Origin of the sequence: Massilia glaciei (assembly GCF_003011895.2) — a bacterium.
Taxonomy (GTDB): domain Bacteria; phylum Pseudomonadota; class Gammaproteobacteria; order Burkholderiales; family Burkholderiaceae_D; genus Telluria_A; species Telluria_A glaciei.
This window is the reverse complement of the sequence record NZ_PXWF02000174.1, coordinates 1-1,068: the sequence shown is the minus strand read 5'-3', so window position 1 is coordinate 1,068 and position 1,068 is coordinate 1. Positions and strand designations below refer to the sequence as shown.

Sequence of the window (1,068 nt, the reverse complement as noted above, 5' to 3'; positions counted from 1 at the left end):
TGCTGCCCGTGTACCACCGGCTCGAGGCGCGCGGCGAGATCCGCGGCGGGCGTTTTGTGGCCGGGTTCTCGGGCGAGCAGTTCGCGCTGCCCGAAGCCATCGCGCTACTGCGGGCCGTGCGGCGCCGCGCCCACGACGGCGCCCTGGTGTGCGTCGCGGGCGTCGATCCGCTCAACCTGTGCGGCACCCTGCTGCCCGGCGACAAGGTCCCCGCGCTGGCGGGCAACCGGATCCTGTTCCGCGACGGTCTGCCGGTGGCCACCATCGTCGCCGGCAAGATCGACTACCTGTGCGAGCCCGGCGCCGAGCGGGCACTGCTGCACGGGCATCTGCTTGGCCGGCCTCAGAGGCTGAGAGTTTTTCGTGGGTGTCCGAGCAGCCCGCCAGAAAGCGGCAGATCGAGGCGCAAAGCACAGCCATAGAGGGCTATGGCGAGCATTTGCAACGACGAACTGGCGCTTTCTGGCGTGATGAGCGGGCATGATCGAAAGACTCTCAGCCTCTCAGCCGGCACCCGAAAAAAACACCGGCAAACGCCGCACCGCCGGCCAGGCATTGTAAAATTCGGCAATTGGTTTATGAATCCGACTCCAAGCACGGTCAATCATAAAAGACGATGCCATTTAAACTCTTCAATCCCTGCGCCCGCGCCCTGGCCGCCTTGCTGTGCCTGGGCAGCGTCAGCTGTTGGGCAGAACCGCTGAAACTGGTCGTGCCGGCGATACAACCGAGCGCCCAGATGCACGCCCAGTACTTCCCGCAGGTACTCGAGCTCGCCATGCGCAAGACCGAAAACACGCATGGCCCGTCTCGATCGAACCGCACCCTTGGCGGCTGTCGACTGAACGCACCGTCGAGGAACTGCGCGCGGGCAAGGCCATCAATGTGATCTGGACCGCCACCAACTTAAAACGCGAACAGACACTGCTGCCTGTGCGGATCTCGTTGCTGCGAGAACTGAATAACTACCGCTTGCTGCTCATACGCGAGAACGACCAGCCCGGTTCGACCAGGTCAACAGCGCCGATGACCTGCGCAAGCTGAGGGCCGGGCTGGGGTGTTACGCAC

2 protein-coding genes are annotated in these 1,068 nt (G+C 64.1%); one reads left to right on the top strand and one right to left on the bottom strand.

What is annotated here, in order from left to right; translation table 11 throughout:
• A partial coding sequence (locus C7C56_RS11080; RefSeq protein ID WP_229458713.1) for an Lhr family helicase occupies positions 1-422 on the top strand: 422 nt, incomplete at its 5' end.
• Positions 423-604: 182 nt separating this feature from the next.
• Here the strand turns inward: C7C56_RS11080 and C7C56_RS11075 are convergent.
• Complete coding sequence (locus C7C56_RS11075; protein ID WP_146204422.1) at positions 605-802, bottom strand: hypothetical protein; 198 nt, start codon at positions 800-802, stop codon at positions 605-607.
• Positions 803-1,068: the final 266 nt, after the last annotated feature.

Excerpts from the sequence above, each read along its gene's own strand:
- C7C56_RS11075 (WP_146204422.1), bottom strand. The coding sequence starts at position 802 with ATGCGTGTTTTCGGTCTTGCGCATGGCGAGCTCGAGTACCTGCGGGAA.